Origin of the sequence: Chimaeribacter californicus (genome assembly GCF_002858675.1) — a bacterium.
Classification (GTDB): Bacteria; Pseudomonadota; Gammaproteobacteria; order Enterobacterales; family Enterobacteriaceae; genus Chimaeribacter; species Chimaeribacter californicus.
Genome location: NZ_PJZF01000026.1, coordinates 46,118 through 68,686 on the forward strand (window position 1 = coordinate 46,118; position 22,569 = coordinate 68,686).

18 protein-coding genes and 1 tRNA gene are annotated in these 22,569 nt (G+C 60.1%); 13 read left to right on the forward strand and 6 right to left on the reverse strand.

The window, feature by feature from the left end; translation table 11 throughout:
• The first annotated feature begins 4 nt into the window (after positions 1-4).
• From lysS to CYR55_RS20995, 3 genes are all read left to right on the forward strand, one after another.
• The gene (gene lysS, locus CYR55_RS20985; protein ID WP_101818292.1) at positions 5-1,522 is read left to right on the forward strand and encodes a lysine--tRNA ligase; all 1,518 of its coding nucleotides are present in this window, start codon (positions 5-7) and stop codon (positions 1,520-1,522) included.
• A gap of 167 nt (positions 1,523-1,689) precedes the next feature.
• On the forward strand, positions 1,690-4,836 hold the full coding sequence (locus CYR55_RS20990) for a chitinase (protein ID WP_101818293.1): 3,147 nt from the start codon (positions 1,690-1,692) through the stop codon (positions 4,834-4,836).
• A 105-nt stretch (positions 4,837-4,941) separates the two neighbouring features.
• Positions 4,942-5,015: transfer RNA gene (locus tag CYR55_RS20995), tRNA-Gly, on the forward strand.
• 224 nt (positions 5,016-5,239) lie between these two features.
• Here CYR55_RS20995 and CYR55_RS23410 read toward each other — a convergent pair.
• Entirely contained in the window at positions 5,240-5,689 is a 450-nt protein-coding gene (locus CYR55_RS23410; protein WP_146001014.1) for a putative T6SS immunity periplasmic lipoprotein, read from the reverse strand.
• Between the two features lie 308 nt (positions 5,690-5,997).
• Here CYR55_RS23410 and CYR55_RS21000 point away from each other — a divergent pair, with 308 nt between their 5' ends.
• From CYR55_RS21000 to CYR55_RS21010, 3 genes are read left to right on the forward strand one after another with little or no spacing between them, the layout of a single operon-like run.
• Entirely contained in the window at positions 5,998-6,855 is an 858-nt protein-coding gene (locus tag CYR55_RS21000) for a glucose 1-dehydrogenase (RefSeq protein WP_101818294.1), read from the forward strand.
• A gap of 18 nt (positions 6,856-6,873) precedes the next feature.
• Positions 6,874-7,941, forward strand: a complete 1,068-nt coding sequence (locus tag CYR55_RS21005) for a class I mannose-6-phosphate isomerase (RefSeq protein WP_101818295.1) — start codon at positions 6,874-6,876, stop codon at positions 7,939-7,941.
• A 41-nt stretch (positions 7,942-7,982) separates the two neighbouring features.
• Positions 7,983-8,162 (forward strand): hypothetical protein, encoded by a 180-nt coding sequence (locus CYR55_RS21010; protein WP_101818296.1) that lies wholly within the window; start codon positions 7,983-7,985, stop codon positions 8,160-8,162.
• A gap of 30 nt (positions 8,163-8,192) precedes the next feature.
• On the opposite strand, the gene CYR55_RS21015 is transcribed toward CYR55_RS21010, so the two are convergent.
• Positions 8,193-8,828 (reverse strand): glutathione S-transferase family protein, encoded by a 636-nt coding sequence (locus CYR55_RS21015; RefSeq protein WP_101818297.1) that lies wholly within the window; start codon positions 8,826-8,828, stop codon positions 8,193-8,195.
• Between the two features lie 150 nt (positions 8,829-8,978).
• Between CYR55_RS21015 and CYR55_RS21020 the strand changes: the two genes are divergently transcribed.
• Both CYR55_RS21020 and fabF read left to right on the forward strand, forming a co-directional pair.
• Positions 8,979-9,503 (forward strand): winged helix-turn-helix transcriptional regulator, encoded by a 525-nt coding sequence (locus CYR55_RS21020; protein WP_101818309.1) that lies wholly within the window; start codon positions 8,979-8,981, stop codon positions 9,501-9,503.
• Positions 9,500-10,774, forward strand: a complete 1,275-nt coding sequence (gene fabF, locus CYR55_RS21025; protein ID WP_101818298.1) for a beta-ketoacyl-ACP synthase II — start codon at positions 9,500-9,502, stop codon at positions 10,772-10,774. The genes CYR55_RS21020 and fabF overlap by 4 nt, the downstream gene beginning before the upstream one ends.
• A gap of 30 nt (positions 10,775-10,804) precedes the next feature.
• Here the strand turns inward: fabF and CYR55_RS21030 are convergent, their stop codons facing one another.
• Positions 10,805-11,230: a MarR family winged helix-turn-helix transcriptional regulator gene (locus tag CYR55_RS21030; RefSeq protein ID WP_101818299.1), complete on the reverse strand. Its 426-nt coding sequence runs from the start codon at positions 11,228-11,230 to the stop codon at positions 10,805-10,807.
• A gap of 277 nt (positions 11,231-11,507) precedes the next feature.
• Between CYR55_RS21030 and CYR55_RS21035 the strand changes: the two genes are divergently transcribed.
• Complete coding sequence (locus CYR55_RS21035; RefSeq protein WP_101818300.1) at positions 11,508-13,148, forward strand: PTS transporter subunit EIIC; 1,641 nt, start codon at positions 11,508-11,510, stop codon at positions 13,146-13,148.
• Between the two features lie 82 nt (positions 13,149-13,230).
• Here the strand turns inward: CYR55_RS21035 and CYR55_RS21040 are convergent, their stop codons facing one another.
• Positions 13,231-14,976 (reverse strand): ABC transporter ATP-binding protein/permease, encoded by a 1,746-nt coding sequence (locus tag CYR55_RS21040; protein ID WP_101818301.1) that lies wholly within the window; start codon positions 14,974-14,976, stop codon positions 13,231-13,233.
• A 161-nt stretch (positions 14,977-15,137) separates the two neighbouring features.
• Between CYR55_RS21040 and CYR55_RS21045 the strand changes: the two genes are divergently transcribed.
• Positions 15,138-15,866 carry a tetratricopeptide repeat protein gene (locus tag CYR55_RS21045; RefSeq protein WP_420912747.1) on the forward strand — a complete coding sequence of 243 codons (729 nt, stop codon included), beginning with the start codon at positions 15,138-15,140 and terminating at the stop codon, positions 15,864-15,866.
• 949 nt (positions 15,867-16,815) lie between these two features.
• Positions 16,816-17,970, forward strand: a complete 1,155-nt coding sequence (locus CYR55_RS21055; protein ID WP_101818303.1) for an MFS transporter — start codon at positions 16,816-16,818, stop codon at positions 17,968-17,970.
• Between the two features lie 19 nt (positions 17,971-17,989).
• On the opposite strand, the gene CYR55_RS21060 is transcribed toward CYR55_RS21055, so the two are convergent.
• Positions 17,990-18,919, reverse strand: a complete 930-nt coding sequence (locus CYR55_RS21060) for a LysR family transcriptional regulator (RefSeq protein WP_101818304.1) — start codon at positions 18,917-18,919, stop codon at positions 17,990-17,992.
• A gap of 134 nt (positions 18,920-19,053) precedes the next feature.
• Here CYR55_RS21060 and lysA point away from each other — a divergent pair, with 134 nt between their 5' ends.
• Positions 19,054-20,313: a diaminopimelate decarboxylase gene (lysA, locus tag CYR55_RS21065; protein ID WP_101818305.1), complete on the forward strand. Its 1,260-nt coding sequence runs from the start codon at positions 19,054-19,056 to the stop codon at positions 20,311-20,313.
• Here the strand turns inward: lysA and CYR55_RS21070 are convergent.
• Positions 20,310-21,329 carry a LacI family DNA-binding transcriptional regulator gene (locus tag CYR55_RS21070; RefSeq protein ID WP_101818306.1) on the reverse strand — a complete coding sequence of 340 codons (1,020 nt, stop codon included), beginning with the start codon at positions 21,327-21,329 and terminating at the stop codon, positions 20,310-20,312. The two genes, lysA and CYR55_RS21070, sit on opposite strands and share 4 nt — an antisense overlap.
• A 448-nt stretch (positions 21,330-21,777) precedes the next feature.
• Here CYR55_RS21070 and CYR55_RS21075 point away from each other — a divergent pair.
• A partial coding sequence (locus tag CYR55_RS21075) for a PTS transporter subunit EIIC (protein WP_146001015.1) occupies positions 21,778-22,569 on the forward strand: 792 nt, incomplete at its 3' end.

The following is a 22,569-nucleotide window of genomic DNA, read 5'->3' on the forward strand; positions in this document are numbered from 1 at the left end:
CAAAATGTCTGAGCAACAACCCCAAGGCGCAGATCAGGCGCAGGAACTCAACAGCGAACTGAAAGCGCGCCGCGAAAAGCTGGCCGCCCTGCGCGAAAAAGGCGTGGCGTTCCCGAATGATTTCCGTCGTGACAGCACTTCCGACACCCTGCACGCAGAATATGACAGCAAAGAGAACGACGAGCTGGAAGCACTGGGTGTGGAAGTCACCGTCGCCGGCCGTATGATGACCCGCCGTATCATGGGCAAGGCGTCGTTCGCTACCCTGCAGGACGTCGGCGGCAAGATTCAGATCTACGTCTCGCGTGACGATCTGGCGGAAGGCGTCTACAACGAGCAGTTCAAGAAGTGGGATCTGGGCGACATCATCGGCGCGCGCGGCAAGCTGTTCAAAACCAAGACCGGCGAGCTGTCTATCCACTGCACCGAACTGCGCCTGCTGACCAAAGCCCTGCGCCCGTTGCCGGACAAATTCCACGGCCTGGCCGACCAGGAAACCCGCTACCGCCAGCGTTACCTTGACCTGATCGCCAATGATGAATCGCGCCATACCTTCAAGGTGCGTTCACAGATCATGTCCGGCATCCGTACCTTCATGGTGGAGCACGGCTTCATGGAAGTCGAAACGCCGATGATGCAGGTGATCCCGGGCGGCGCGTCCGCACGTCCGTTCATCACGCACCACAACGCGCTCGACATCGACATGTACCTGCGCATCGCGCCGGAACTCTACCTGAAGCGTCTGGTGGTCGGCGGCTTCGAACGCGTGTTCGAAATCAACCGTAACTTCCGTAATGAAGGGGTTTCCCCACGCCATAACCCTGAGTTCACCATGATGGAACTCTACATGGCGTACGCGGATTACCGTGACCTGATCGTCCTGACCGAAAACCTGTTCCGTACCCTGGCGCAGAGCGTGCTGGGTACCACCGTGGTGCCGTACGGCGACCAGGAATTCGATTTCGGCAAGCCGTTCGACAAGCTGACGATGAAAGAAGCGATCCAGAAATACCGCCCGGAAACCAATCTGGCCGATCTGGATGACTTCGACAAAGCCGTAGCCATTGCCCACTCCCTCGGCATCAAGGTCGAGAAGAGCTGGGGCCTGGGCCGCGTGGTGACCGAGATCTTCGAAGAGACCGCGGAAAGCCACCTGATTCAGCCGACCTTCATCACCGAATACCCGGCTGAAGTGTCGCCGCTGGCGCGCCGCAACGACGAGAACCCGGAAATCACCGATCGCTTCGAGTTCTTCATCGGCGGCCGTGAAATCGGTAACGGCTTCTCAGAGCTGAACGATGCAGAAGATCAGGCAGAGCGTTTCCAGCAGCAAGTGAACGCCAAAGATGCCGGTGATGACGAAGCGATGTTCTACGACGAAGACTACGTCACCGCGCTGGAGCACGGCCTGCCGCCGACCGCCGGTCTGGGCATCGGCATCGACCGTATGGTGATGCTGTTCACCAACAGCCACACCATCCGCGACGTGATTCTGTTCCCGGCAATGCGCCCGCAGAAATAACCCGCTGTTCTGTGATAAAAGGGCGCTCCGGCGCTCTTTTTTATGCCTGTTATCCGGCGTGAGTGATGTGTTATGACCGGGCCTGATATTTTGTTATGGGCTAAATGATAGGAATAACAGAGGCTTAGTGTGACGCTGGTCAGACACGTTCAGACGAGGGGCACACCATGGCAACACAACTACCGTCCGGCCTGCAACTGGCCGCCAGCGCGATTGACGTCAACAGCTGGTACCAGCCGGCCACGCTGACCTTCAGCAACCGCGGCTCGCAGCCGCTGGATCTTAATCAGGCCGAGCTCTGTTTTACCGCCAACGGCAGCATTGATCACTATGCGCCGGTGGGCGGCAGCCTGATGCCCGGCAAAACGCCGGATATCTCCTTTATCGATGAATGGCCGCTGAAGCACAGCCGGGTGGTGCTGGATAACGGCGGGCCGCTGCTGCTGGCTCCGGGGAAACAGGGCACGCTGGTGTTCAACCTGGCGGCCAGCCAGATCCCCTTTGAGGTGAGCCACTGGACGCTGACGCTGGCCTCCGGCGAGGCCAGCGGGCCGGTAGAACCCGCTGAGCCGGAGGTGCCCGCCGAACCGGAAGAGCAGCCACCGGCCGACGATTTCCTGCCGGAATTACCGGACGAAGCTGATGTGCCGGACGAACCTTATGTACCGGAGGAGCCGGACGTGCCGGATGAACCCGATGTGCCGGATGACCGCGTATTACCCGACGAGCCGGAAGAGGCGACGCCCGTCACGCCGACCCCCGGCGGCAACCCGGCAGAGGCCAGCGTGGCGGTGAGCGTCAGCGCGCTCTCTTCCAGCAGTTGGTACCAGAAAGTCACCTTCAGCCTCACCAATACCTGCCAACAGATGATTGACCTGGCGCAGGCGAAAATTGAGTTTATGGCCACCGGCCACCCAGATGAGTACAGCCCGTTCAGCGGCACCCTCTTCTCCGGCACCGCGCCCACCATCACGCGGGACGGCGGCTGGCCGCTGGAGAAAAATACGCTGGTATTGCCGTCGGGCGGCAAAATGAGCCTGGCTCCCGGCGCCACCGGTACCCTGAGCTTCAGCCTGAGCGCCACCCAGACACCGGTCACGCTGGGCGACGTGCACGTCACGCTGGTCAATGACCCGGCGCGGCAGGGCGAGCTGGTGATCGCCACCCCGGCCAGCCCGCTGGCGGGTTTCCCGCCGCCGCAGGTGATCCTGACTGACCCGGAAGGCAACCGTGAAACGCACACCCTGCAATGGAACAGCGCGCAACGCATCCAGAGCCTGAGCTATGGGCGCTACACCCTGCAACTGCCGGTCCTGGAGAATCAGGAAGCGAGCCTGACGCCGCAGCAACCGCAGCTGACGATCGCGCTGTCAGAGAGTACGTCGCCTTACCATGCGACGCTGGCCTACCACGCGCCGCGGATTTTTGCCGCTGCCGCGCTTTCGCTGATGAGCAACAGCAGCATTAAACAGGGCAGCATCGGTATTACGCTGACCCAGGCCGGGCAGGCGGTGGCGGGCGATCACCGCCTCACGTTCGGCACGCCGCTGACCATCCACAAACTCACGCATCAGGTGGCCTGTCAGGTGAAAATCATCACCACCTGCATCAACAACACCGAGTTTTCGGGCCTGACGGCGCTGACGTCATTTATCCCGAATAAAAACAACGTACTGCCGGTTACCGTGGACTACCAGACCCGGCGGCTCAATACCGGCAACATGATCAAGGCCACGCTTCAGACCAGCGGTTTGCCTTCCGGCAGCCATAAACTTAACGTCTCCCTGATAAGCCCGGACGGCGCGACCCAGTACTATTTCACCCTGAACGGTACAGGCAAGCTGGCGGTGCCCTATCCGCTGGCGGCGGGTGAGTACCGCATCAGCGCGGAGAAACTGACGCTGAACGGCCGCAGCTATCTGCCGCTGCGTGACGGCCTGGTTACGGTGTCAGCCAATAACCACGCGTTGCAGCTGACGTTTGAACAGGGAGTCGAGCTTCAGGTGCGCGGCTGGCCCGATTATCTGGCCCACGGCGGCGTGACGGTAAATTCCAACGCCTCCATAACGGCCTACAACGGCGTGCCGGTCAGCGCCATCTTCAAATACGACGGCTTTGACGGCGGCGGTGACCCGATTCCGGCGGCCGAAGTGGATAAAAACGGCGATGGTTATCTCGATCTCGACAGCCTGCCGGTACACCGCACCTGTGCGGTAGCCCGCAACATCGCGCAGGAGGCGAACCGCCCGGTGATGCCGGTGATGGTGGTGTACACCGCCAACGCCAGCGGCGGCAGCGCCCTGCCGGATCTCCAGGATGAGCAGCGGCTGCGTAACCATTTCGGCAGCTTTATCACCCAGTGCGTGGCAGCGCAGAGCTATAAAGATGCGGCCCACCCGGTTCCGGTGACCTTTGTGCTGAACCCCGATTTCCTCGGCGCAATGCAGCAGGAGCCCTACGGCTACACGGCGGTGCGCGGGTTGGGCAGCGTGAAGGTCAACAGCCACTTGCAGACAGCAGTGCGGGATCTCCAGCCGCTGTTGCAGTTCAGCACGCCGCTGCTGCCGACCTTCAGTGACGATCTGTACGGCTACCTGCAAGCGATTAACTTTATCGTGCGCCACTTTGCGCCGGATGTGCCGTTTGGCTGGCAGACCAACGTCTGGGCGACCGGCACTGCTGACTGGGTATTGCGGGAGAACGTGGACGCGCGCGAGCATGCTAATGCTGTGGTGGATTTCATCAACGAGCTGCGGGTCTACCAGGGCCAGTACGCACCGGATTTCATCGTGTTTGATAAGTTCGAACGTGACTGCTTCAGCCCGGACGCGCTGGCGCACTACGGCTGGAACGCCTCGAGCTGGCTTAACTACCTGAAGCTGGTGAAATACACCGCAGCCGGGCTGAATAAACCGGCGATGATCTGGCAGATTCCCGGCGGCCACATGCCGACGGAAGAGGAGGGCACCAGCCTGATCCCCAGCACGCACTTTGCCTCCGGCGGCACTTTCTTTATGGGCGATGAACGCATCGGCAAGGATGTTTCCGCTATTTACGCCGGGCTGCGCAACACGGCGATTAACCCGGTGAACTACGGCGTAAGCCGGGTGGGCGAGTTCCTGCAACGTGACAACGGCTATGACTGGTCACAGCAGCAGGTCTACAACCTGCCGGACTACAATATCTTCGCGATATTGTGGGGCGGCGGTTCGACCGTCAGCATCACCACCATCCACTCCAACGGCGACGACGGCGGCTGGCTGGCAGAGAAAATGCGCGCCTACTACCAGGCACCCTGCTACTTTACGCGATAGGTTTTTGTACCAAAATGCACTGACTGCTCAAAACACCGCCAATTGGCGGTGTTTTACTGCTTGTCACTCAGCGAGTTAGGGTTATAATGCGCAACGCACACCGATGCGGGTGTAGTTCAATGGTAGAACGGCAGCTTCCCAAGCTGCATACGAGGGTTCGATTCCCTTCACCCGCTCCAAAAACACCTCCGGCAATACCTTCTGACCTCTACCCAAACCCAGCTATAGCAAGGCTTTCAGCGCTTTTAGGCATTTCTACGTCCTGTACCGCTCATTGCATCCTCTATAATAATGTGTATAGGACAGGGCTAAAGACCTCTTTTCTATACACGCTATGGCCTTTTCATGAGTCCTGATGATTTTAAATTTCATCATATAAAAACAGATAGGCGGGCAAAGACATTTATTTAACTCCTTTTATAGTGCTGCTTTTATCTACACTAAACTCAGCTTTATACTTAATATCGTTAAGAATATAATTGAGATCGTAGGCCACATTTTCTTTTAAAGTAACACTATTGATACATGTGTCTGGGTACGCTCTTTTTATATCTACTGCAACTGCTAATGGCGGGGCATAGTTATTTTCAGAAGAACTCAATAAATAGTAGGTAAGTATATCGCCAGGTGTTGATTTGATACAAATAAGGCGATTTCCTTCCAGATAAACAGTGCCTTTGTTCCGGAACTCTAAACGGTCACCTACGCAGCTAGAAAGAGATAAAATAAATATAAGCGGTATAACGGCTCTTTTAAATAAGGGGATTTTCCTGAGGTGTGTTGATATTTTTAAATTGTAGTCATTATATTTTTCTGAGGTGATTCTTTTTATATTTATTCTCTTATGTATCATCCTATTAATTCCTTGTTATAAGTAATCCAATGAACACTATCCTATCAATATGATATTTTTAAAAATTGAACAATGTCTCTTTTTTGCAGAAACAGCAGATCTGCAAGAATGGGTCGCTGTGAGTCTTTTTGAGAGCGTACTCTTCCCTGTTTCCCGCCCCCGCCTTGCAATCCCCGTCAATGGACTATACTGAAAACAGCGTAACGCTTTGCATAACCCTGTGAGGTACATCGAATTTTTAGCGTCAGGCTGCGGCCTGGCACCCTTTCTCAGGCGAGATTCGCCGTCAGATAACAGGAGACAGACCCATGACAAACCGTCCTACTCCCCCACAACCTGAACAGCAGCAATCCGTACCGGGCACCATTTTTGACATGAAACCGACACCGGATCATGGTGAAACCAGCTACAAAGGCTCCGGCCGGCTGGCGGGCAAGAAAGCCATCATCACCGGCGGCGACTCCGGCATCGGCCGGGCGGTGGCGATTGCCTATGCCCGCGAAGGGGCAGATGTGTTGATCTCCTACCTGAACGAACATGAAGACGCCAAAGATACCGCGCGGCTGGTGGAAGAAGCCGGGCAGAAAGCAGTGCTGGTACCCGGTGACCTGACCGAGGCCGAACATTGCCGTGCGGTGGTAAACAAAGCGGTAGAGGAATTTGGCCGCATCGACATCATCGTGAACAACGCCGCCTTCCAGATGGTGCGCCAGTCGCTGGATGAGATCAGCGAGGAAGAGTTCGACCGCACGATGAAAACCAACATCTATGCGATGTTCCGCATCGTGAAAGCCGCCGTGCCGCATATGCCGAAAGGCAGTTCGATCATCAGTACCACCTCGATCAACGCCGACCAGCCGAAACCGATGCTGGTGGCGTACTCCGCCACCAAATCCGCGATCCTGAATATGTCCGGCAGCCTGGCGCAGTTACTGGCCGAGAAGGGCATCCGTTCCAATACCGTGGCCCCCGGCCCGATCTGGACGCCGCTTATCCCTGCTACCATGCCCGCCGATCAGGTCAAAGAGCTGGGCAGCGCCATGCCGATCAAACGTGTCGGCCAACCGGCTGAACTGGCCGCGCCGTACGTGATGCTGGCCAGCGACGAAGCGAGCTACATCTCCGGTGCCAACATCGCCGTAACAGGTGGTCAGCCCATTATCTGATGTCAGCGGGAGGTACGCATGAAGGCTTATCCTTTATCGCTGACCCTGCCGCTCGCCACCCACGTTTTTGGCGGGCATAACATCAGGGAAAGACTGGGCAAGGCAGGGTTGCCGGAAGGCCGTATCGCGGAAACCTGGGAGGTCAGCGATGTTGACGGCATGATCGCCACGGTGAAAAACGGGGAGCTGGCAGGCCAGACCCTGCGTGAACTCACCGAACGTTACCCCGATCATCTGGTCGCGCCCGGCTGGCGCGGCCCCCATTTTCCGTTGTTGACCAAGTTTATTGACGGCAACGGCATGCTGCCGGTGCACCTGCACGCCAATGACGAAGCCGCCGCCCGGTTGGAAAAGCAGCCGAACGGCAAAACCGAGGCGTGGCATATTCTCTGGGCGGCAGAGGGGGCCACCTGCCTGTTGGGCGTTAAACCGGACGTTGACCGGGTAACCCTGCGCAGCGCGCTGCTGGACGGCGACTACGACGCGGTGATGTACCGTTACCCGGTACGCGCCGGTGACACCTTCTACGTGCCGGGCGGCATGTTGCATTCGTTTGGGCCGGACACGCTGATCTATGAGATCGAGCAGACCTCCAACATCCAGCAACACGCGATGCCGTGGAAAATGGAGGATGGCACGCGCCTCGCCAGGGCGACACAGGAGAAGAACATCGATGCGCTGCTCGACGAGCTGCGCCCGGATCTTGTGTCGTTACCGCACCCGGGGCTGCTGCGTGAAGAGACGCCCGCCTGCCGCCGCGTGATGTGCTGTGCCGGGCCTTACTTTGCGCTGGAGCGCTGGCAGCTCAGCGCGCGTTATGACTACCGGTTCAGCAGCGTGCGGCTGGTCGCCAACATCGGCGAACCGTGCGCGCTGGAGGCCAACGGCGAACGCTACCCGCTGGGGCGGGCCGAAAGCCTGCTGCTGCCGGCGGCACTGGGGCAGGTGACGTTCCACGGCTCCGGCGAGGTGCTGGTAGGGTATGTGCCGGATCTGGAAAATGAGGTACGCGCACCGCTGCGTGCACAAGGCTGTGACGACCAGACGATCCGGTTGCTGGGTGATGTGTGGGATGAGCGGCGCTGACACCGGCCGCCGACCGTAAACAAGCTAACAAAGGAGCAGAAATGAGCGCCAGTTATAAAGTGGTATTTGAGCGTAAAGACGGCAGCCATGCCAGTGCGGAAGAGCTGGTGATCGTAAGTGACCAGGAACTCACGGACAAAAGCCCGGAAGTGCTGGAGAAAGCAAAACAGAAAACCGGCGGCGAAGAGGTGAAGATTATCTCCGTGGTGCCGGTTCCCTGAGCCCGATCGCGGTTCCCTGACCCGGTGGCGTTATAGCCAGCCGGTCAGTGCCTCGCGCGCCTGCAGCTGTTGGTAGGCGGGGCGCGCGGTTAACCGTTTTGCATACGCCTTCAGCCGCGGCCACTGCGTGGCCGGTTTCGCCATATCGCGCGACCAGCGCATCAGCATCACCGCCATAAAATCCACCGCAGAGAGCGCATCCCCCACCAGAAACTCCCCATTGCGGCCTAATTGGGCGTCCAGGGTTTCCCATGCCTGTTCAATACGCCGCTGGGCCAGTTGCCGCACGGCGGGGGCCAGTTCGGCCGCGCCATCCTGATCGGCATAAAACCAGTCGCGCATCGCAGGCAGCAGGGTATTGGCGAAAAAGATCATCGTCTCCAGCCACACCGCACGGTGCTCACTGCCGGGCAGCGGGGCCAGCCCGCCTTCAGGGTGGCGCTCTGCCAGCAGCATCAGCAGGGCGGTGGACTCGCACACTGTCTCCCCCTCGACAAACAGCGCCGGCACGCGGCCCGACGGGCTGATTTTACGGTACTCACGCGAGTGCTGTTCACCCTCATGTAACTTGACCCACACGGCGTCAAACGGCACGCCCAACTCCAGCAACATCCAGTGCACCGCCATACTGGCCGAACCCGGCGAATAAAAAAGAACGTAATTCATGGTGCACACCTCAGGAAATAGTGAATCCACCGTAACAGCCGTGATGGCCGGGGCGCAAGGAGAGCCGGGCGAATGCGCATCTGATGCGAGTGAATTGCATAATGCAAGTGACTTGGGTAGAGTGGCTTGCATTATGCAAGTGAGGTGCTGATGAAACGCAAAAACTTACGCGAAGAGCGCTGCCCGATTGCGCGCAGCCTGGAGCGCGTCGGCGAGTGGTGGAGCCTGTTGATTATCCGTGATGCCTTCCACGGCCTCTGCCGCTTTGATGAATTCCAGCAGAGCCTGGCGATAGCGCCGAACATCCTCAGCCGCCGGCTGGCGACGCTGGTTGAAAATGGGTTGCTGGAAAAGCACCCCTACAGCACCCGGCCGCTGCGTTATGAATACCGGCTGACGCCTGCCGGGCGCGGGCTGGGGCCGGTGTTGTTCACGTTGTTGCAGTGGGGCAATACCCATTTTTCGCCGGAGGGGGCCAGCATCGCGCTGGCGGAGCGCACCACCGGCACGGTGGTGGAACCGACCCTGTTTGATCTGGTTCACCAGAAACCCATCAGCCTGGAGACCCACCAGCTGGTGGCCGGCCCGGCTGCCGATAGAAAAATGACGGCCCGTATCGCACGGGCCGCCGCACAGCATCAGGCTGATTCAGCCACAAAGGAGAGTACACCATGAGTTTGCAACGCATTGTCGTGACCGGCATGGGGATCGTCTCCCCGCTGGGTTGTGGGGTAGGAACGGTCTGGCAGCGTCTGCTGGCGGGCGCTTCAGGCATCCGGCCGCTGGCGGACGCCGTGGTCGCTGACCTGCCGGTGAAAATCGGCGGCGTGGTACCGACCCTCGCCGAAGACCCGGAAGCGGGCTTCGATCTCGATCAGGCGGTGCCGGTCAAAGAGCAGAAGAAGATGGACCGCTTCATCACCTTTGCGCTGGGAGCCGCCAAAGAGGCGCTGGCGCAGTCGGGCTGGCAGCCGGAGACCGAGGCGCAGCGCGAACGCACTGCCACCGTGATCGCCTCCGGCATCGGCGGCTTCCCGGCGATTGCCAACGCCGTGACCACCACCGAAACCCGCGGGCCGCGCCGTTTGTCGCCGTTTACCGTGCCCGCCTTCCTGGCGAATATGGCGGCGGGCCACGTCTCCATGGCGTTTGGCTTTAAAGGCCCGCTGGGTACGCCGGTGGCAGCCTGCGCGGCCAGCGTCCAGGCGATTGGTGATGCAGCACGGCTGCTGCGCAATGATGAGGCGGACATTGTGATCTGCGGCGGCAGCGAAGCGGCGATTGACCGCGTCAGCCTCGGCGGGTTCGCCGCCGCGCGGGCGCTCTCGACCGGCTTCAACGATACGCCGGAACTGGCCTCCCGCCCGTTTGATACGGCGCGTGACGGCTTTGTGATGGGCGAGGGGGCCGGGGTGCTGGTGGTAGAAACGCTGGAGCATGCGCTGGCACGCGGCGCGACGCCGCTGGCGGAAGTGGTGGGCTACGGCACCAGCGCGGATGCCTATCACCTCACCGCCGGGCCGGAAGATGGCAGCGGCGCACGGCGCGCAATGAGCATCGCGCTGCGTCAGGCCGGGATTGAACCGCACCAGGTGCAGCACCTGAATGCCCACGCCACCTCAACGCCGGTCGGCGATCGCGGGGAACTGGCGGCGATCAAGGCGCTGTTCGGCAGTGAAAACGGCATCGCGGTAACCTCGACCAAATCCTCTACCGGCCACCTGCTGGGCGCGGCGGGCGGCATTGAGGCGATCTTCACGGTGATGGCGCTGCGCGACCAGATTGCGCCTCCAACCCGCAACCTGGAACACCCGGACCCGGACGCAGAAGGCGTGGATCTGGTGGGCCGCGAGGCAAGGCCGATGGCGATGGAGTATGCGCTCTCCAACGGTTTCGGTTTTGGCGGCGTCAACGCCAGCGTGATCTTCAAACGCTGGACGGCCTGATTTTTCCGCTAAGAACCAACCCGGCAGGCATTAGCCCTGTCGGTTAATCACGCGCAGCGCGGCCAGCAACTGGCCGCGCTGGTTATCGTCCAGCCCGGAAAGTAACTGCTCAATCGCCAGCAGGCGCGGCACCTCGGCCTGGTGCAGCGCCGCCTCCCCCTTGGCGGTCAATGACACCAGCTGCGCACGCCGATCGGTGGGGTGGCGCTGCCGCGTCACCAGCCCGTCCTGTTCCATCGCATCCAGCGCGTCGGTTATCGAGCGCGGCGACAGCCCAAGCTGCACCGCCAGCTCGCCCGGGCGGCACTGCCCGCCCTGCTGAACCGCACATAACAAGGCACCGCGTGCCAGCGACAATCCCTGTTTTGCCATCGCGGCATCCACCCGCTTACGCAACAGACGCATCACGCTCAGCAGCGACTCAGCAATCTCGGAAATGTCCGGTGAAGGGGGCATACGCGCTCTCTCTTGAAATTGAAATAATCATACTGCTGACTTTAAGCAGGCGAATGAAATGAGTCTACGATCTTCCTGCCGCTAATACAGGATAAAATCCGCCCTATGCGCACGACCTGATGCCAAAAGAGGCGATTTTGCTATGAAAACCCTCCGATGGCCGATGCGGTGAAAATGTGACCAGCCTCATACTCTGGCGGATGCCGTCTATACAACGCCGGGGTTCGTGACTTTACTCAAAGTACGAATTTTCACCCTGCCTCAAGGAGTTCGGCACATGATCAAGCTCAGCAGCAAAATCCATGATCTGGGTAAGGCGCTGATGACGCCCATTTCGGTGATCGCTGCCGCCGGTATTTTTCTCGGGCTGGCGGCCGCGTTGCAGAACCCGGCAATCACCGGGGATGCCTTCAACGATATGCGTTATCCGCAGTTGGTTATCGGCTTTATCCGGGCGGTGTCCGGGGCGCTGTTTGCCAACCTGCCGCTGTTTTTCGCTGTCGCGACGGCCATGGGGCTGGCGAATGCGGAGAAAGCCACGGCGGCCTTTGCGGCCGGTATCGGCTTTATCGCCCTGCATGTCGGGGTCAATTTCTGCCTGAAGGCGCAGGGCATCACCGCCGCCACCACCACGGTGGCGCACCTGACCGGGCAGGGCCTGGCGCAAACCGAGGCGATGATGTACGCCGCCGAATTCACCAATACGCTCGGCATTTTTACCTACAACATGAGCGTGCTGGGCGGGGTGATCACCGGCCTGGTGGTGATGCTGCTGCACAACCGGTTCTATACCATCACCCTGCCGACGGCGATCGCCTTCTTCGGCGGGCGACGGTTTGTGCCGATCATCACCGTGCTGGTGCTGCCGCTGGTCGGGGTAGCGATGGCGCTGGTCTGGCCGGCGGTGGCGCAGGGCATTTTATGGGTGGGAGAGCTTATCGGTAAAACCGGGGAGGTCGGCACCTTTATTTATGCCACCTCGGAGCGGTTACTGATCCCGACCGGCCTGCACCACATCATCAATGAAACCGTGCGCTTCACGCCGATTGGCGGCATGACAACGGTAGACGGCCAGAGCATCGTCGGCGCGCTGAACATCTTCAACGCCGCGCTCTCCACCCCCGGCTCGATTCCGGATGAGGTCACGCGGGAAGCAACGCGCTTCCTGGCGCAGGGCAAAATCCCGGTGATGATGTTCGGCCTGCCAGCGGCGGCGCTGGCGATGTACCACACCGCCCGGCCGCAGCACAAGGAGCGGGTCAAGGCGCTGATGCTGGCGGGGGCGCTGGCCTCGTTTACCACCGGCATCACTGAGCCGCTGGAGTTCTGCTTTATCTTCGTCTCGCCGGTGCTCTACATCCTGCATGCCTTGCTGACCGGGCTGTCGTTTATGCTGATGCAGATTATGGATGTGATGATCGGTAACGTGCAGGGCGGGGCGATTGATTTCCTGATCTTCGGCGTGCTGGGCGGTGCGCGTACCCACTGGTGGGACGCGCTGATTCTCGGGGCGATCTATGCGCCGCTCTACTACTTCTCATTCCGCTGGCTGATCCTGAAAATGCGGGTGGAGACCCCGGGGCGCGAAAGCGAAGGCGAACTGGGTGAAGTCACCAACTCACCGCAACCGGCCACCGGCACCACGGCGGCGGTCGGCGCGAAACCGGCGGCCGGCGACCAGTCACAGGTGATCATCGATGGGCTGGGCGGCGTGGCCAACATTTTGCAGGTAGATTGCTGCTTCACCCGCCTGCGGGTGAAGGTCAATGACATGGCGCAAGTGCTGGATGACAAACTAAAAACCACCGGCGCGCACGGCGTGAAACGGGTCACCGAGCACGATGTGCACGTGATTTATGGCCCGCAGGTGGAGAGGATTGCCAACCAGGTGAAAGTGGCGCTGGGTACGACGGCCTGAGCGGCGTGAAATGAGAAACGGCGGCCGGTGGCCGCCGTTTTTTTTATGGCTGTTGTTTTCTATTGTGTTACAGCGCGCCGGTTCAGGCGGTGAGCGGTAATGCCGACGGCGTCAGCACCACGGCGTGTAGGGCCTGATCGGACTGGAAGCGCCAGCACTGCTGGTGGTATTTCGCCACGCTATTGCGGTGCGCCACGCTCACCAGCGTCATTTTCGGCAGGTAATCCACCATCAGCGTATACATCTGCTGCTCGGTTTCGTCGTCCAGCGCGCTGGTGGCTTCATCCAGGAACAGGATGTCCGGCTTAATCAGCAACACGCGGGCAAACCCGAGCCGCTGCTGTTCACCCGGCGAGAGGCGGTGGCCCCAGTTACCGGCCATGTCCAGCATTGGCTGCAGGTGTTTCAGACGGCACAACTCCAGCACCGCCAGCAGTTCGCTGTCCGGGTGGCGTGACGGGTCATCCGGGTAGCTCAGCGCTTCACGCAGCGAGCCAATCGGGATGTAACTGCGCTGCGGCAGGAACAGCGTGGTCTGTTGGCGGTTGGCGGCGATTTGCCCGCTGCCGTAAGGCCAGACACCGGCCACTGCCCGCAGCAGCGTGGACTTACCGCAGCCGGACGGCCCGGCAATCAGCACGCGGTCGCCGGGCTTCAGCGCCACACTCGCCGGGGCAAACAGCGGCGCGCCGTCCGGCAGGGTGAGTTGCAGCTTGTCGAGCACCAGCGCATGGTCGGGGGAATCGGCATGCTGAATACCGTTCGGCCGCGCTTCAATTTCATCGACGGCGTTGTTGAAACCGGCCAGACGGTTCACACAGGCTTTCCAGGTCGCCAGGTCGTTAAACGCATCAATAAACCAGGAGAGTGCCCCCTGCACCTGCCCGAAGGCAGAGGAGATCTGCATCAGCATCCCGAGCTGGATCGCCCCGGTGAAGTAACGCGGGGCGGCCACCAGGAACGGGAAGATAATCGCGAACTGCGCATAGAAGGTCGAGGCGATATTCAGCGTTTTGGTGACGCGCATGATCGACCACCAGTTGCTGCGGATCGCCTCAAAACGGCCCTCAAGTTGCTCACGTTCACGCTTTTCACCCTGATAAAGGGCGATGGCGTCGCTGTTCTCACGGATGCGGATCAGCCCGAAACGGAAGTTCGCCTCGAAGCGCTCCTGATTGAAGCCGAGGCGCACCAGCGGCCTGCCGATCCAGCCGACCAGCAGCGAGCCGAGCACCGCATAGAGCAGGGCGAACCAGACCATATAACCGGGGATGGTAAAGCTGTGGGACGAGATCATAAAGGTCAGCGGGCCGCTGACGGCCCACAGGATCGAGACGAAGGACACCAGCGTCACCACGCTCGACAGCAGCCCCAGCGTCAGCGACAGGGTGCCGTTGGTCAGCACGTTGAGATCTTCCGCGATACGCTGATCGGGGTTGTCCACCGTCTGTTGCTGCTCGGTGTGGTAGTAGGCATGGTGCTTCAGCCACTTGGTCATGTATTGCTTGGTCATCCAGCGCCGCCAGTACATCTGCAGCCCCTGGGTCAGGTAGACCTTGTAAATCGAGATCACGATAAACGCCAGGGCCAGCCAGGTGAAGTGCAGCAGCTGCGCCTTGAATACCGGGTAATTTTTGTTTTGCAGCGCATCATAAAAGACGCGGTTCCATTCGTTCAGCAGCACATTGATATAGACCGTGGCCAGCGACAACGCCACAATGGTGCCCAGCATCGTCCAGGCGCGCCACTTCTCTTCGGAGTGCCAGTAAGGTTTAATCAGGTGCCAGATTTGGCGCCATTGGCTGTGTGTTCCCGGGGTTTTTGTCATAACGAATCCAACTTCCAGCAAAAAAGAGTAATTATCTGATCATGGCCCGATCAGGGCCAGAATGGGTGTCTGTGATCCAACTGGCAATTATAGACTTGTAAGGATGTTTTTCGTTCCCCCCCGGTCACCATCACGGCATGCAATACAACAGAGGAAAGCAAATGAAGGGTTTGCCGACAGGCGTGGCGGCCGGTGCCGTACTGCTCGCCGGAATGCTGACGGCGCTGAATGCCGCAGCAAAGATTGACGAGCCGGATATTGATGCCGACTGCCGCAAGGTGGGCCAGTATGCGGTAAACGGCCAAGCCGCCTACCAGAAAGGCGACTATGCGCAGGCGCGGGATATTTTCCGCGATCAGGTTGCCTGGAGCGAGTTCTGCCGCCAGCCGGAGAGCGCCACGGTCACCGCCTACAATAACATAGCGCTCTCCTACCTGCGGCAAGGGATGTGGCTCAAGGCGCGTGCCTGGCTGCAACTCGCGCCGGAGGATGAGAAATCGCGTTATAACCTCAGCCTGATGCAGCCGCAGCTCGACGCCCTGCCGCCGCCGCGCAGCCCGGCGGGTGAATACTGGCAGTACGCCGGGTACGGCAACTGGAACACGCTGGTGGTCAAGCCGCAGGGCAACCACTTCGCGATTGAGTATAGCGGCCTCTACATGGGCGCGATGGCGCTCTATTACGGGCCGAACATCGGGGAGTTTTCCACCGTGACCGCCATCCGTGACCAGCACGCCGTTTACCATCAGTCCGCCGAGTCCGATTTCGGCAGCGCCTGCGACGTCAGCATGGCCTTCACCGACCACGACGTGACGCTGACCACCGAAGGCGACTGCGGTTTCGGCCACAACGTCCGCGCCCAGGGCGTCTACTGGCGGGTCACGCCCTGACTTTAAACGCAGCAAAAAAGGGCAGAGTGGTGAACTCTGCCCTTTATTAAGTTCCAGTCCTTACAGATGACCGGTCAGTTGCATGATGGCAACGATGATTTGCAGAACAGTATTTACCAGTTCAGCAAGCAGCAAAAGTAACTGCATCATCACTTTCTCCCTGTAGAGGGAGTGCGCACCACCGTAAGAGCCTTTGGGTTGCCCGCCCACGATGTTGTATTTTGTAAGGAATACTATGCAGCACTCTGGTTGTTCAGGCTACTGGACGGCACCACCCGTTTCCAGCCGGGACTGATAACCTGTTTATACCGGAGAGAACAGATAACAATCGTTCAGTGCTGCATACCTTACCCGGCGGAGTATATCTCGCCGGTTGCAATATCTCCTTTCTAATCGTAAGCTTAAAGGCGTAAGGAATACTATGCAGTATGAGCGTTTACCCCTATTGTTGAGTAAGCGCTTAATAAGAAAAGAATCTGGCAACCAACCAGATTCTTTTTTTTGGCCTTTTAAAAAGAAGCCTGCTGCCTGGGTCAGCCGCTAAATCCTGAATACGTTATTAACTATTTACCTTATCAATGACTTATAAAAAAGCGTGTGATGCCGTTATAGGTTACGCCTGAGCCCTTCCTCTTTTGCACCCTGCTGCAGTGACCGCTGACGTTAAAGACTGGTTAGACGACTGTGCGTTCCATAACCTGCCGGCTGGCCTTACGGCGGGCAGGTGTGGTATCTCTATCAGGTAACGGATAAGAAAAGCCTGACAAATGAAAGGGCTATCTGGTGCATCCAGGCGGTGTCACGCCTGACCTTCACTTTTATGACGACCCGGCACACGGCGTTTTCCGTGGGCTGGCTTATCGTCTGTGATAAACATGACGCTGTTGTAAAAATTCATCTGCGATAACAGGGCCGCTGTGCGGCGGCCGCAATCACACGGGGAGCGTGTATGCCTGTTTCACTTCTGGCGCTGGCGATGAGTGCCTTTGCCATCGGTACCACTGAGTTTGTCATTATGGGCCTGCTGCCGCAGGTGGCGGGGGATTTACAGGTCAGCATTCCGCTGGCGGGCTGGCTTATCAGCGGGTATGCGCTGGGCGTGGCGATTGGCGCGCCGATTATGGCGATCCTGACGGCCAGATTGCCGCGCAAAATGACGCTGCTGTTACTGATGGTGATTTTCATCGTCGGTAACCTGATGTGCGCACTGGCCTATAGTTACAACTTCCTGATGCTGGCGCGGATCATCACGGCGCTGTGCCACGGCGCATTCTTCGGCATCGGTTCAGTGGTGGCGGCTAATCTGGTAGCACCAAACCGGCGTGCCTCGGCGGTGGCGCTGATGTTTACCGGCCTGACGCTGGCAAACGTGCTGGGCGTGCCGCTCGGTACCGCGCTCGGGCAGGCGCTGGGCTGGCGGTCCACCTTCTGGGCGGTGGTGGTGATCGGTTTCATCTCGCTGCTGGCGCTCTACACCAAATTACCGGCGGTGAAAGAAGAGCACCCGACCAACCTGCGCAAGGAGCTGAGCGCGCTGCGCGGGCTGGGCATCTGGCTCTCGCTGCTGATGACGGTCTGTTTTGCGGCGGCGATGTTCGCGCTGTTCACCTATATCGCGCCGGTATTAACCGACATCACCGGCGTGTCGCCACATGGGGTCAGCTGGACGCTGCTGCTGATGGGCGTAGGGCTGACGGTCGGCAATGTGCTGGGCGGCCGCCTGGCGGACTGGAAACTCTCCGTGAGCCTGACGCTGACTTTCCTGCTGATCGCGCTGTTCTCGGTGCTGTTCAGCGTCACCAGCCACCATCTGGTGACGGCGGAAGTCACGCTGTTCCTCTGGTCGGCGGCGGCATTCGCGGCGGTACCGGCGTTGCAGATCAACGTGGTGGCCTACGGCAAGAATGCGCCGAACCTGGTCTCAACGCTTAACATTGCCGCCTTTAACGTCGGTAATGCGCTGGGTGCCTGGGTGGGCGGTGCGGTGATCGCCGGTGGGCTGGGGCTGACCATGGTGCCGGTCGCCGCGGGCGGGCTGGCGCTGCTGGGCTTTGTGCTCTGCCTGTTCACCTTCCGCCGCGCGGCGCGCAAAGCAGCGGCCTGAGGCCGATAACCTGACCCGGCTAGCGGTACGCAACCGCGGCCGCCAGCCGGGCAGGGAACTGCGCCGCCAGCCGGTGCAGCCAGGTGATAAACGCATCCACCACGTCTGAAGAAGGGCGGTGCAGCGGGCGGATCAGGCTCACGGTAAACGGCACCGCCACACTGAACGGCCGCAGCGCCACCCCGCCCTGACCGGCGTAATCCACCGCTGTCAGCGGGTTCACCACCGACACCCCCACCCCTTCACGCACCATCGCGCATACCGATGCGGCACTGTGCGTTTCCAGCACCATCCGCCGCGTCACCTTCGCCTCCAGGAACAGCGCATCCAGCAATTGCCGGTAACTGTCGGTGCCGGAGAGGCTGACATAGTTTTCACCTTCAAAATCGTGCGGCGTCAGCACCGGTTTCGCCAGCAGCGGGTGCCCGGCGGGCAGCACGCAGACTTCATTATGCGTCATCAGCGTAAAACGTTCGGTACCGGCAGGCGTCAGGGTGGTTTCCGTCAGGCCGAGATCGTGGCGCTGGGCAGAGAGCCACTCCTCCAGCAGCGGCGACTCCTGCGGCACCACATTCAGGCTGACGCCGGGGTGCGCATCGGTAAAGGGTTTGCAGACGGACGGCAACAGCGACTGGCTGAAGGCGGGCAAACAGGCGATGGAGAGCTGCGCTTCCTGAAACTGGCGGATGCCCGCGGCGGCGGCGTTGATGCGCTCCAGCCCGTAGTAGGAGCGCTGCACCTCTTCAAACAGCCGCAGCCCCTGCACCGTGGGCACCAGCCGCCCGCGCACCCGGTCAAACAGCGACAGCCCGACGCTTTTCTCAAAGCGCGCCAGTTCGCGGCTCACGGTGGGTTGCGAAGTGTGCAGCAACGCGGCGGCTTCCGTCAGGTTGCCGGTGGTCATCACCGCATGGAAAATTTCAATCTGGCGCAGGGAGAGGGCAGGCATGATAGGTTCCGGCGAAAAGCCATATCATAAATGAATAGCCTGCCGCCAAACAGATATTTTCCCCCCGTGCGGCGCGCAGGTAGCATGGCAGCCATACTTGTTATTCTGACTCTGACTTAACCGGACAGCCGCTGATGCCTTACGCCCTGAATGATGACTCCACCGCCCTGAATGCGGATAACCTGCTGGCCCTGCCGGCCCGTTTTGGCTGCCCGGTCTGGGCGTATGACGCAGAGATTATCCGCCGGCGCATCAATGAATTGCGCCAGTTTGATGTGATCCGCTTTGCGCAGAAAGCCTGCTCCAACACCCATATCCTGCGGCTGATGCGCGGGCAGGGCGTGCGGGTGGATTCAGTGTCGCTGGGCGAAATTGAACGGGCCATGCACGCCGGTTACCAGCCGGGGCCGGAGGGGGAGATTGTTTTCACCGCTGACCTGCTGGACGAGCCGACGCTGGCGCGCGTGACGGAGCTGGCGATCCCGGTGAACGCCGGTTCCATCGACATGCTGACGCAACTGGGCGAGCGCCGCCCCGGCCACCCGGTCTGGCTGCGAGTCAACCCCGGCTTTGGCCACGGCCACAGCCAGAAAACCAACACCGGCGGTGAGAACAGCAAACACGGCATCTGGTATGCCGATCTGCCGCTGGCGCTGGAGACGATCCGCCGCTATTCGCTGACGCTGGTGGGCATTCATATGCATATCGGTTCCGGCGTGGACTACAGCCACCTGGAGCAGGTGTGTGACGCGATGGTGCGCCAGGTGATTGACCTCGGGCATGACATCGAGGCGATCTCCGCCGGCGGCGGCCTCTCCATTCCCTATCAGTTTGATGGGGAGCGTATCGATACCGATCACTACTTCGGCCTGTGGGACCGGGCGCGCCGGCAGATCGCGGCGCACCTCGGCCACCCGGTGAAACTGGAGATTGAGCCGGGCCGCTTCCTGGTGGCGGAGTCCGGCGTGCTGCTGGCGCAGGTGCGCGCGGTGAAAAACATGGGCAGCCGCCACTTTGTGCTGGTGGATGCCGGCTTCAACGACCTGATGCGCCCGGCGATGTACGGCAGTTACCACCACATTTCGCTGTTGCCCGCTGATGGCCGGGACACCACCGGCGAGCCGCTGATTGATTCGGTGATCGCCGGGCCGCTGTGCGAGTCAGGGGATGTGTTTACCCAGCAGGCGGGCGGCGGCGTGGAAACCCGCGCACTGCCCACGGTGCAGATTGGCGACTATCTGGTATTCCATGACACCGGTGCCTATGGCGCGTCGATGTCTTCCAACTACAACAGCCGCCCGCTGCTGCCGGAAGTGCTGTTTGATGGCGACGACGTGCGGTTGATCCGCCGCCGCCAGACCATCGAAGAGCTGCTGGCGCTGGAGCTGATTTAATTCTCCGGCGTGAAAAACGGCCCCGTCACTACCGAGTCACGCACCCGCAGCTGGCCGGTGAACGGGGCCAGTGGCGCCACCGGCTGCTGGTTCAGCAGCCGCAGCGTCTGGGCGATGGCGGTTTCGATCATGGCATCAATCGGCAGGTAGACGGTGGAGAGCGCCGGTTGCAGGAACGCCGCTGCCGGCTGGTCATCAAACCCAAACAGCGACACCTCGTCCGGTAACGTTTTGCCCGCCTCCTGTAACGCCTTCATCGCGCCAATCGCCATATCATCGTTGCTGCAAAACAGCGCACTGAACGCCGGGTCTTCCGCCAGTAAGGTGCGGCAGGCGTGGTACCCGCCCGTGACTTTATTATCCCCTTCCGCCACCCAGCCGGGGTTGAACGCGATCCCGTGCGCCGTGAGCGCCGCCTGGTAACCGGCCAGCCGTTGCTGCGCGGTGGGGGTGGCCATCGGCCCGGTGATGCAGGCAATTGCCCGGTGGCCCTGGCCGATCAGGTAGCTGACCGCCTCAAATACCGCCTGCTGTTGTTCGAAGAACACGCAGCGGTCACGCGCCTGCGGCACATCGCGGTTAATCACCACCAGCGGCATCGGCAGTGTCTCAAACAGCGCCATGATCTGCGCCTGTGACATGTGGCGGGTGTAGAGCACGATGGCGTCACAGCGGCGGTCAGCCAGCAGGCGTACCGCTTCCGCCTCATCTTCCGGCGTGTCGTGGCCGTCGGTCACGATCAGGTGCTTTCCGCTCGCCTCGACATCTTTCGCCGCCTGGCGCAGCAGCTTGCCGAAGTAGGGGCCATCGAAATTGGAGAGCACCAGCCCGATGCTGTTGGAACTGCGCGTCGCCAGCGACTGCGCCAGGAAATTGGGCCGGTAGCCCAACTCCTCCATCGCGCGGAACACCGCATCACGCGTGCTCTGTTTGACCTGCCCGGTGCCGTTCAGAACGCGGGACACCGTGGCCTTCGACACCCCGGCCCGCAGTGAGACATCCAACATGGTGATCATCAGTAAGCACCCTCAATAACCGGCCCCAATGCCGGGAAAACGTCGATATTGCCGCAGTTTAGCATAGGCCGCAGGCGGAAAATGGGGGGCATCCCGAACGGTTTGCCCATAACGATCCCCTGCGATCCTGCCCTTAACTCCCATGATCCCCGCCCCGGTTGCCGCTTCGTTGCGGAAAATCTGATTTGGTATACCAAAATGCAGTTTTAATCGCTATTGGAATTCCAATTACCGCTTGTGCGGTGATGATCACAGAAATTTAACTTCATTCCGTTAACTTTGGCATACCAAACGCGATTAAGCCGCACGCGTTTTGTTGGACACTTTTCGCCATCTGATGCTCTGCACTGCCTGACACGATCAGACAGGGCGGCCCGCGTTTACCTCTGGCCATGCGGGCCGACCCTGTGCGCAGAACACCGGCACCACCAACAGTTACGAGGTGCGTATGTCATATAAGGACCGGCTGATTGACTCTCTGGGGAGTTTTGCCAATACCTTCAACAGTTACCGTTACATCATGGCAATCAAAGCCGCCTTCATCACCCTGATGCCGGTGATCATCGTCGGGGCGTTCTCGGTGTTGATCTCCAACATGGTGATGGACCCGAAAAACGGCCTGGCGAGCTTCGACATTTTCTCCTTCCTGGCTGTGCTCAAGCCGATCATGACCAGCATCAACTACGCCACACTGAGCTTTATCACCATCGGCGCGGTGTTTTTGATCGGGATTGAGCTGGGCAAAATCAACGGCAACCGCACGCTGTTCCCCGGCATGCTGGCGGTGATCTGCTTTATCGCCGTGACGCCCACCACGCTGGAGCTGGTGGTGAACGACCAGTTGCAGGTGGTGAAAGATGTGCTGGCGAAACAGTTCTCCGACACCAAAAGCCTGTTCCTCGGCATGTTTATCGCCATTCTGTCGGTGGAGATCTACACCCGGCTGGAGCGGATCAACGGCCTGCGCATCAAGATGCCGGAAAGCGTGCCGCCTAACGTCGCCGCCTCCTTCTCGGCGCTGATCCCGGCGATTATCACCGTGGTACTGATCGCCACCTTCGGCTTTGTGTTCCACCAGGTGACCGGCATCTACCTGTATGACGCCGTTTACAAGGTGATCCAGCAGCCGCTGGAGTCGGTGATGCAGAGCCTGCCGGGCATCCTGATCCTGATGTTTGTCGCCCAGCTGTTCTGGGTGATCGGCATCCACGGCAACCAGATGATCAAGCCTATCCGCGAA

Excerpts from the sequence above, each read along its gene's own strand:
- CYR55_RS21035 (WP_101818300.1), top strand. The coding sequence starts at position 11,508 with ATGATCAAGCTCAGCAGCAAAATCCATGATCTGGGTAAGGCGCTGATG.
- CYR55_RS21045 (WP_420912747.1), top strand. The coding sequence starts at position 15,138 with ATGAAGGGTTTGCCGACAGGCGTGGCGGCCGGTGCCGTACTGCTCGCC.
- CYR55_RS21070 (WP_101818306.1), bottom strand. The coding sequence starts at position 21,329 with ATGATCACCATGTTGGATGTCTCACTGCGGGCCGGGGTGTCGAAGGCC.
- CYR55_RS21030 (WP_101818299.1), bottom strand. The coding sequence starts at position 11,230 with ATGCCCCCTTCACCGGACATTTCCGAGATTGCTGAGTCGCTGCTGAGC.
- CYR55_RS21010 (WP_101818296.1), top strand. The coding sequence starts at position 7,983 with ATGAGCGCCAGTTATAAAGTGGTATTTGAGCGTAAAGACGGCAGCCAT.
- lysS (WP_101818292.1), top strand. The coding sequence starts at position 5 with ATGTCTGAGCAACAACCCCAAGGCGCAGATCAGGCGCAGGAACTCAAC.
- CYR55_RS21005 (WP_101818295.1), top strand. The coding sequence starts at position 6,874 with ATGAAGGCTTATCCTTTATCGCTGACCCTGCCGCTCGCCACCCACGTT.
- CYR55_RS21015 (WP_101818297.1), bottom strand. The coding sequence starts at position 8,828 with ATGAATTACGTTCTTTTTTATTCGCCGGGTTCGGCCAGTATGGCGGTG.
- CYR55_RS20990 (WP_101818293.1), top strand. The coding sequence starts at position 1,690 with ATGGCAACACAACTACCGTCCGGCCTGCAACTGGCCGCCAGCGCGATT.
- CYR55_RS21020 (WP_101818309.1), top strand. The coding sequence starts at position 8,979 with ATGAAACGCAAAAACTTACGCGAAGAGCGCTGCCCGATTGCGCGCAGC.
- CYR55_RS21055 (WP_101818303.1), top strand. The coding sequence starts at position 16,816 with ATGCCTGTTTCACTTCTGGCGCTGGCGATGAGTGCCTTTGCCATCGGT.
- lysA (WP_101818305.1), top strand. The coding sequence starts at position 19,054 with ATGCCTTACGCCCTGAATGATGACTCCACCGCCCTGAATGCGGATAAC.
- fabF (WP_101818298.1), top strand. The coding sequence starts at position 9,500 with ATGAGTTTGCAACGCATTGTCGTGACCGGCATGGGGATCGTCTCCCCG.
- CYR55_RS21040 (WP_101818301.1), bottom strand. The coding sequence starts at position 14,976 with ATGACAAAAACCCCGGGAACACACAGCCAATGGCGCCAAATCTGGCAC.
- CYR55_RS23410 (WP_146001014.1), bottom strand. The coding sequence starts at position 5,689 with ATGATACATAAGAGAATAAATATAAAAAGAATCACCTCAGAAAAATAT.
- CYR55_RS21060 (WP_101818304.1), bottom strand. The coding sequence starts at position 18,919 with ATGCCTGCCCTCTCCCTGCGCCAGATTGAAATTTTCCATGCGGTGATG.
- CYR55_RS21000 (WP_101818294.1), top strand. The coding sequence starts at position 5,998 with ATGACAAACCGTCCTACTCCCCCACAACCTGAACAGCAGCAATCCGTA.